2 protein-coding genes and 6 pseudogenes are annotated in these 8639 nt (G+C 52.0%); 3 read left to right on the top strand and 5 right to left on the bottom strand.

Translation table 11 applies throughout. The features are described from left to right. Positions 1-180, top strand: a pseudogene (locus BGK49_RS25445) (IS3 family transposase); the annotation flags it as partial. Here BGK49_RS25445 and BGK49_RS05225 read toward each other — a convergent pair. The 4 genes and pseudogenes from BGK49_RS05225 to BGK49_RS25440 form a co-directional block, all read right to left on the bottom strand. Continuing rightward, positions 115-810, bottom strand: a complete 696-nt coding sequence (locus tag BGK49_RS05225; RefSeq protein WP_001225840.1) for a YfaP family protein — start codon at positions 808-810, stop codon at positions 115-117. The pseudogene BGK49_RS25445 and the gene BGK49_RS05225 sit on opposite strands and share 66 nt — an antisense overlap. Positions 811-814: 4 nt before the next feature. Continuing rightward, a pseudogene (locus BGK49_RS05220) lies at positions 815-2463 on the bottom strand (YfaQ family protein). After that, positions 2464-6978 (bottom strand): annotated as a pseudogene (locus BGK49_RS05215) (alpha-2-macroglobulin family protein). Between the two features lie 23 nt (positions 6979-7001). Then, positions 7002-7091: pseudogene (locus BGK49_RS25440) on the bottom strand (DUF1175 family protein); the annotation flags it as partial. Positions 7092-7301: 210 nt separating this feature from the next. On the opposite strand from BGK49_RS25440, the pseudogene BGK49_RS30855 reads away from it, so the two are divergent. Next, positions 7302-7382: pseudogene (locus BGK49_RS30855) on the top strand (hypothetical protein); the annotation flags it as partial. Between the two features lie 9 nt (positions 7383-7391). On the opposite strand, the pseudogene BGK49_RS29055 reads toward BGK49_RS30855, so the two are convergent. Beyond that, a pseudogene (locus BGK49_RS29055) lies at positions 7392-7478 on the bottom strand (transposase); the annotation flags it as partial. Positions 7479-7569: 91 nt separating this feature from the next. Here BGK49_RS29055 and BGK49_RS05205 point away from each other — a divergent pair. Continuing rightward, on the top strand, positions 7570-8639 hold a 1070-nt coding region (locus tag BGK49_RS05205), incomplete at its 3' end, for a leucine-rich repeat domain-containing protein (RefSeq protein WP_094188675.1).

Below are 8639 nucleotides of genomic sequence, written 5' to 3'. Positions count from 1 at the left end.
AACGAATGGATGCCGGTGGTGGGTTACGTAAGCTTCAGCGAGGCAGCTCACGCCATAACGGACTATATCGTTGGATATTACAGCGCACTAAGACCGCACAAATATAACGGTGGGTTACCCCCAAACGAATCGGAAAATCGATACTGGAAAAACTCTAACTCGGTGGCCAGTTTTTGTTGACCACTTCATATACACCTGATAGCGTCCGTGAACTGGCGCTGGCATGGCGAAAATCTCGGGTCCGTACCCCGTCGTGACATCCATATCCAGTGCACCACTGTTTTTCAGCACAGTGTTACCGTACCAGGCGTGTTCGCCATCGGGCGTGACAACATGGAGATCGAGATCGGTATTGTCCGTATCCCACGAGAGAACCAGCCGTAAACGTGCACGAATCGTTCCTGTACCCGGCGTTGAGTAAAACTGCATTTTTTGTCGGCTTTGCCCATCCGGGCTGATGACCTGCACGCTGTTGCTGCCTTCAGTGAAAATATAAGGGCGTGCAAATGAACCATCGGATTCAACTCTCTGCGGCATACTGGCACCGTTGACCACCAGCCGGCCCTGCTGAATTTTACCCGCCGCAGCATAATTCTTTATTTTGCCGCGGATCTGCGCTGAGATATTTTGATCATCTGCCATGTTGACGGACGACGCCGGGTAATTGATCGATTGTGAAAAACTGGCATCTTCGCCCTCTGCCGGATGCCAGCCAGAGAGCGGTGCGTCAATCTCGACTTCCTGCACACCTTCACTGTGAGCGACAGGCGAAAGTGCCACCAGTAACAACGGAAGAAAAATCTTTCGCATAGCATTAGTCCATTAATAATTGTCGGGTCAGCGTTTCGATATAGTTCTCATCAAGCCCGGTGGGATAACCATCAAAGGCCAGGTGCAGATACTCATGGGTTAAATCCAGCCGATCCTGAAGCGTAAAGAAGTTACGAATAAACAGCCGTTTCTGCTGCCGATCGGTATAGGGGAAACCTGAGACTAAACGACAGACCGCAAACACGTCTGGTTCGTTGTACCCCGTCTCGCCTTGTAATATACGCCGCCACTGCGGCATTTTTTTCGCCAGCCAGGCTTTCGCTTTGGGTAATAACTGGCAGGTTGAGCGTGGCGCTCCCCAGCGGCTAAGGCTGTTGTCGGGATAAGCAAACGCGAGTATCTGGTCGTAACGCTCTCCCTGCCCCGCCTGGGCCGTGGCTTGCCGCCAGGAAAGTGTCCCTTCGGTAGCTCGACTGCCATGATAATGAACCGGATCGCCTGCATAGATGAGATCCTGCGTCCAGGCGGTCATCGTTCGCGCCCCCGTGGTCGCTGGCGAAGCAGAAACACGCTGCGTGGCGCTGCTGTCGGGGATGGTCAGGCAATCGCCTTCCCGATTGGCGTTTTGCTGTAAAAAGTGCGAATCGCCACGGTCATGGCTTTCGCTGCCTCAGGGGGCGTACTTTTCGCCTCGCGATCCAGAACTCTGGCAACGTACTCTTCACGATCGAGATGCGACTGCAATTTCAGTTTGCCCTTTTCGCTCAGTAAGGTCGTCTCACCGTGGCTGACAAACGTAATGTGGTTACCATTAGTAAACGTCACACGATAGCGCCCATTAAGTACGCCGGGTTTTACTGCCGTCGTACTCTTTTCCGCTGTGATTTTCTTCAGCGGATAGCGGGCAAACAGCTCCACCTCTACACATTGCCCACTGGCAACCTGCGTCGGCACTGGCAAAACCCGATTAAGCACCGTCGCATAACGGGTTAGTACCGTTTTGCTGGTGCCACTGCCAGTAACCCACAGCGGTGTACCATCGGTTAACCAGCCGGCAAAACCACCCTGACGGATTTCCTGTTTATCATCGGCAAACCAGCTCCAGGTTTTCACCCGTACCCGACTACCGAGCATGGATGCGACACCGATTTTCGCCTCGTCCAGCACCACATCCAGTAAGACTTCCTGAGCTTTGTTTTGCGCAGGTAACGTCGCTAATGAATCAAGCAGCGATTTAACCGTTACCGAGGTTTCTGGCTTCAGCGTAGTAAGAGACGCTAACCACGCAGGCGCCTGACGCTGTTGCCAGTATTGCCCCCACACATCTGCGCCAATATGCAACCGCTGCGGCGCAAAATAGAGCCCACAGGAACGTACCAGCGCGGTATCGCGCGTTATGCTCTCCCCAGCCTGACAACAATAAACCTCTTCCGGGGAGTTTCCGCGACACTGATAGGGCTGCTCCGGTTGATGGGTATCCTCCAGCCAGGCGTAAACATACAGTTTCCACAAACTCCCTAACGGCGTGGTGAGCGAGTCAGGTAATGCTGAGACTGTGGTCACGCCTGATGACGACAGCTGATACAGTTGATCGTGCTGCGCACCACGCAGTGCCAGTTGTAACGGCGTCTCCTCCGCAAGCGTTGGCTGAGTAACCAACGCCAATAGCCAGACGATTCTGCGCCAGTTCACTTATTTCACCTGCATCCCGGTCCATTCACTCCCTGCCGCAACACTTTGCTGTGCAGGTGCATAGGAACGCACATAACGAGCAGGAGGCAGAACGAATTGCCCTTTTTGCGAGAAGCGCAGCAAATGGCGGAAAGTGACCGTTCCCGTCAGTTCTTTCACCGGCACCATATAGGCCAGTTCGCCCATTTCATTTCGCGCTTTTTCCAGCAATTGCCCCTGCTGTTTCGCGGCGTTGGGTTTATTGACCGAAATGCCCCATGTTGTGCGCTCAACGTCGGCTCCCGGTGGCAGCGGTACTTCCACCTGACCGTAGCGCAGAACTGCATCCTGCTCGCTGGTAAGCGTGATTTCATCGAGATACAGCGCATCGCTGTCAATCTCATTGCTGGTCACCGGTTGCAGAATAAAGCTCATCTCTTCTTCACCAGGGATAAGCCGATACAACTGGCGTTCAACGGTCACCGGAATGTTACTTTGTTGAGCCATTTTTGCCGGCTCACGCCAGCGGACCTGCACATTTTGCGGCGATAATTCGTCACCAAAAGAGAGATTGTCCGGCACGCCCTGACCAACCCAACGCCAGTATTCGCCCCCTCCAGTTAACTTATGTTTAGCCCATGCGCCCGCAGGCGCAGGCAAAACAACTGGAGGCATTGTCGCCATATATTTCGCCAGCCAGTTCATGGCCAGCGCGCGCTCAATAGTGGATTGCTCAGCGGTCAAACCACTTAAAATAGCGGCCGTCTGGGTAGCGTCACCACCGCTATTGAGCAGCACAACCGTGTGCGCCAGCGGCTGATTGCTGTTTGCCGCTTTATCCCACGCATATTGCTGAACCTGTGGCATCACCGTGGACTTCAACTGCGCTTTTTTCAGCAACGTCATGGTTAAGACGTTTGCCACCGCATCTGCCAGTGGAGATTCCGGTGTATCGAGGATCAGGCTGTCATTGATATCGCGGATGTCTTCCTCAGAGAAATCTTCATCTTTAGTTCCGCGCCGGGCGATAGCTTCATCCAACCCTTTCAACAACGTTTTGCACGGCAGATTCATCTCCTGTGCCCACGCCAGCACCAGCGCCCGATGCAATAACGGCATGTTATCCGCCTGCTCGGCATAACTGTCGAGCATATGCTGCCAGTATTCCGGTTGTTGCGTTACGCCGAGCGCCTAGCTGGCCTGCCAGTCGGCGTACCATGCCCATGCCGTAAGGAAGGCGTCACCATTGCCATCTTCACCCCACCAGGTAAAGCGCGCTCCGGGCCCCGCCAGTTGCATCAGCCGCAGACGGTTATCCTGAATCATCTGACGAATGTCGTTAGCGGCGGCACTTTGATGAGCGGCAAGCGAACGCCAGGCGAGACTGAGCGGGATCAGACGGCTACCGGTGTTGATCACCCCACCCCACGGTTCATCGACTAACGCATCAAGATTGTTGCGGAAAATCTCCTGCGGCGTTTCACTACTTTGTAGCCGGATATTACTCGCCTGCTCGGGCAACATCAGCGCGTTCTCGCCACCGCCGAGCATGACATTTTTCTGCTGTTCAACGGGCCTGCTGTTGTCCACAAAAGACAGTTTTGTGCTAATGCTGTCCTGCACTTGCCCATTTTGTTGCAGTTCTGCACTTAACAAGCCAGATTGCTGAATATTCTGCGCCAGCGAAATATAATTCGCCCCTTTGTGCAGCGTCAGCGTCTGGCGCATCTCAGCGCCTGCAAATTTAGTCACCAGCGCCACCGGTTCGTTATCCTGCTGACTGAAGATAAACAGTCCTGCCGCCGGTTTGTCGCCCACGCGATACACCATTGGCATACTCCACTTCATGTAGAGATTTTTTTCCGAACGCAGATAAGCACGCCCCTGCCCGACCAGCCCGTCGCCGTTCATCCCACGCGCGGTGATACGCCAGCGGGTTAACGAATCAGGCATCAGGAACGTGAAATACGCTTTGCCTTGTTTATCGGTTGTGAGTGACGGCATCCATGCCGCGGTATCCACCTCTTCACGCCGTGGACGTTCAAGCATTTTTACTCGCCGCTCGCTGCGGTTAGTTGCGCCAGGCGCAACCGGCTCGCTGGAGAGCGCCTGGTCGTAGCTGATAAACGACAGACTGGAGCTGGTACGCACATTGTTACGCCCCAGCGGATAGAAAAATTTGCCGATATTCGGCGCGATTTCTGGTTGCAGCGCGTAGATCATTTCATCGACCACGCCTACCGTTAGCTGTGCAGAAACAGGTTTACCTTTCAGCGACGAGGTTAATTCGACATTGACCAGTTCACCAGGCTGGTAATGGGTTTTGTCCGTTTTCACCCGGATATCAAGCTGAGGAACGGCAACTTTGATCCCGGCGTTCTGAAAACTGTACTGACCATTACGGGTATACAGCACCGAAAAAGTGATGTTAGGCGCAAAGGAATTGCTCACTGGAACCCGGGCTTCATACTGGGTATCGTTTAAACGTTGTAGCGTTAGCCAGTTTGCCGGATGCGAAAGCAGCGACTGCTGTTCCACGCGATCGCGTTCCAGCGTCAATAATGCTTCATCAATTGGCTCCGGAAAGGTAATCAGCATCTTCGCGGTTTCGCCTGGCTGGTACAGCGTTTTATCCGCCACGATATCTACCGTACCCGTATGCGCCGTGCTGCCCTTACCGCTGACGGCATAACTTAACCCAGCGAGAATTAAGCCGTCTTTATCGCGTAATGTCAGATTGTAGTTGCCAGGTTTAGCGAAATTGACGGTAAAGGATTTGCCGCCTGACGGTAGCTCTCCGCTATGGCTCGTGCGGTCTTCGAGACGCAACCATTCATACGTAACAGGAACCTGTTTTGAAGATTCCAGCGCGGCATAACGGAACACAACCGACTCGCCGCTATTACTGTATTGTGCGGCAGTACTTAATGAGTAATGCGCCAGACCGCGTTCAATGAGGATCTCTTTGGTGGTGGTGACACGATACGCCGCGCCGTCACTGGCGGAGACGGTTAACAAATAACGGCTCGGTTTATCGGCGGCGGGGAGATTTAACGCCACATGACCGCTGGCGTCGGACACCGTTTCGCTGCCTTCCAGCGACACGGGGAAACGTCCGGCATAACGCAAATCGTTACCGACCATTGATAATTGCTGAGCGCGCAAACTTAACTGCACGCGGGCATTTTTTACCGGCTCGCCATCCGGGTAGAGCAGTTGCAGTTTGCCGCTGACCGCTTCGCCAGTTTTGAACTCTTTTTTGTCGAGAGCTAAACCAATCTCGAAATGTGGCTTGATGTAGTTTGCCACGCGAAAACTGCTGCTATAGACCTGATTGCGGTAAGCAAGACGTAACTCATAACCTCCGGCAACGGCATTTTCTGGCAGGCGGAAACTTCCCTGCCCGCCATTGCGCGCATCCAGCGTGACATCGACGGTTTGCAACAGACTGCCGTTAGCGTCCAGCACCGAAAGCTTCGCCGGGGCGCTGACGATGGGGGATGAATGCAACGGATCGTGGAACTCGCGGCCCATCACTTTAACATCGACACGATCGCCTGCGCGATATAGCGGGCGATCGGTAAAAATATACAAGCGGGTGTTGTAGATTTCGCTTTCGTAGAAGAAGTTCTCGGAGACAAAAACGCCGCCTTCAGCATCCTTACCCAGAATGTATGAACGTTCTGGCGATATATGTTGTAACTGCAAGGTACCGCTGTCATCGGTCACACCGCGGGTCATCACGCCAAGACCGTCAGTCCACAAGATCTCTGAGCCGGGCTTCGCTTCACCCTGTTTTTTACCCGCGGTCCACACCAGAAGCTCGTTGCCTGACACTTTGCTAAGAGCCACGGTATCGGAAACAAACACCACCGTCGTCGCCCGATACCCACCAACCATCGCCTCGACGAGGTACAGTCCCGGCTCTTGTTGGCCGAGAGGAATATAAATGTTACCCGGCTGCGGCGAGATGAAATTGCTGGATGCGCCTTCCAGTTTTACCCCTTGCTGCGGCTCGACCGGTTTAGCCTGCCATAGTGGATAACGGAACTGTTCCACCAAGGGATATTTTTTCAGCGGGGAAAACTGGTTGTTCTGTACATAACGGGAAGGTTTAATAATGGCATTGCCGAGATGTAATTCGGGTAATGCCTGAGTCACATTCTGCCGTGACTGAGAAGAGAAAGTACGCTGCATTACGCGGCGAGATTTGCCGTACCAGTTATCCCACAGCCAGGTCAGCGTATTGTTCAGCCCGTCGCCCAGATATTGCGGTTGCACCACAATGCGATGCAGGTTTTTCTGCTGGCGCAAAAATGCCATCGGGTCAGGAATACGATACAGGCGAACGTCCACGCCGCCGTACTCTTCCATCTGATAGCGCCGATAATCACGCCCCGGCGCTTCCAGTCGCACTTTCGCCTCTTCACTGCTGCTAAAACTGCTGTCAGCAAGCAAAAAGAATGTTCCCCCGGCGGGCGGCGCATAGTTACTGGAAGGAAGCGAATCATCAGCATTAGCAAGCCCTGTTCCCACAAGAGACAGAGACAAGCACGCTGCTATCGCGCCAGAAAATTTAAACGATAAATGCCAATGAAATTGGGATTGGAATCGTTGGGTATCCATCGGGTGTCCTTCCATGTCAGAAGAAGGACAAAATCACAAAAACCAATTAAAATTCATTGTATTATCGTTGTTGCAGATTAAATAATAGACTACAAAATGCGACAAAGCACAACATATGCAGTCACTATGAATCAACTACTTAGCTGGTATTAGTGACCTGATACAGAGCATTAGCGCAAGGTGATTTTTTGTCTTCTTGCGCTAATTTTTTGTCAACGCACTGGGTTAGTTGAATTTACAACCATGCTCAGTATCTCGATAAGCGCAGAGAAATGATGCAGTGGTGGGCAGACTACTGGCTTGATGAAAAGGTAGGGCGACCAACCGCGTTTTTTCAGTTCAGTCAGCACATTGAGCCAGAACTTCACCCCTTCATTTTCGGCCAGCCACATCCCCAACAGTTCTTCCTGTTCTTAACTATTTACAGGAGCGTTTTTTTAAAGAATCCTCACTCCATTTGCACGAACATATTAATATATAAACAATGAGGATCAATAATAAATGAAACCTGCCCACAATCCTTCTTTTTTCCGCTCCTTTTGTGGTTTAGGATGTATATCCCGTTTATCCGCAGAAGAGCAAAATATCACGGATTATCACCGCATCTGGGATAACTGGGCCAAGGAAGGTGCTGCAACAGAAGACCGAACACAGGCAGTTCGATTACTGAAAATATGTCTGGCTTTTCAAGAGCCAGCCCTCAATTTAAGTTTACTCAGATTACGCTCTCTCCCATACCTGCCCCCGCACATACAAGAACTTAACATCTCTAGCAATGAGCTACGCTCTCTGCCAGAACTCCCTCCGTCCTTAACTGTACTTAAAGCCAGCGATAACAGACTGAGCAGGCTCCCGGCTCTTCCGCCTCACCTGGTCGCTCTTGATGTTTCACTTAACAGAGTTTTAACATGTTTACCTTCTCTTCCATCTTCCTTGCAGTCACTCTCAGCCCTTCTCAATAGCCTGGAGACGCTACCTGATCTTCCCCCGGCTCTACAAAAACTTTCTGTTGGCAACAACCAGCTTACTGCCTTACCAGAATTACCATGTGAACTACAGGAACTAAGTGCTTTTGATAACAGATTACAAGAGCTACCGCCCCTTCCTCAAAATCTGAGGCTTTTAAACGTTGGGGAAAACCAACTACACAGACTGCCCGAACTTCCACAACGTCTGCAATCACTATATATCCCTAACAATCAGCTGAACACATTGCCAGACAGTATCATGAATCTGCACATTTATGCAGATGTTAATATTTATAACAATCCATTGTCGACTCGCACTCTGCAAGCCCTGCAAAGATTAACCTCTTCGCCGGACTACCACGGCCCACGGATTTACTTCTCCATGAGTGACGGACAACAGAATACACTCCATCGCCCCCTGGCTGATGCCGTGACAGCATGGTTCCCGGAAAACAAACAATCTGATGTATCACAGATATGGCATGCTTTTGAACATGAAGAGCACGCCAACACCTTTTCCGCGTTCCTTGACCGCCTTTCCGATACCGTCTCTGCACGCAATACCTCCGGATTCCGTGAACAGGTCGCTGCATGGCTGGAAAA

The sequence above is a fragment of the Shigella sp. FC1544 genome (assembly GCF_001722145.1).
In the GTDB taxonomy this organism is placed as follows: domain Bacteria; phylum Pseudomonadota; class Gammaproteobacteria; order Enterobacterales; family Enterobacteriaceae; genus Escherichia; species Escherichia coli.
The sequence above is the reverse complement of the archived record's forward strand: the minus strand, read 5'-3'. Positions and strand labels throughout refer to the sequence as shown.